Below are 238 nucleotides of genomic sequence, written 5' to 3'. Positions count from 1 at the left end.
CATTCCCTCCCCTCTCCTTGAAGGGAGAAAAATTAATGTGGACCCCCCCACCACCGGGGGGCTGCTACCGCGGTGTGGCAGGCACCACGTGCGACTGGAAGTCGTAATTCCATTGATCGAAGTACAGGTTGCCGCCGGTCCATTCGACCTCGCCGCGCTGCGAATCCACGGTGTCCGAGCGCGGGTGCTGCTTGGCCGGCTGGAGCGGCTGCTGGTAATCGTCGTTGAAGGTGTTGCG

1 pseudogene is annotated in these 238 nt (G+C 62.2%); it reads right to left on the bottom strand.

Going from position 1 to position 238, the window contains the following annotated elements:
* Nucleotides 1-64 precede the first annotated feature (64 nt).
* Nucleotides 65-238, bottom strand: a pseudogene (locus tag KVS69_RS21235) (transglutaminase domain-containing protein); the annotation flags it as partial.

The sequence above is a fragment of the Stenotrophomonas sp. GbtcB23 genome (assembly GCF_019091045.1).
GTDB lineage: Bacteria > Pseudomonadota > Gammaproteobacteria > Xanthomonadales > Xanthomonadaceae > Stenotrophomonas > Stenotrophomonas rhizophila_A.
Note: the sequence above shows the minus strand (reverse complement) of the source record. Positions and strands in the feature narration are given on the sequence as shown.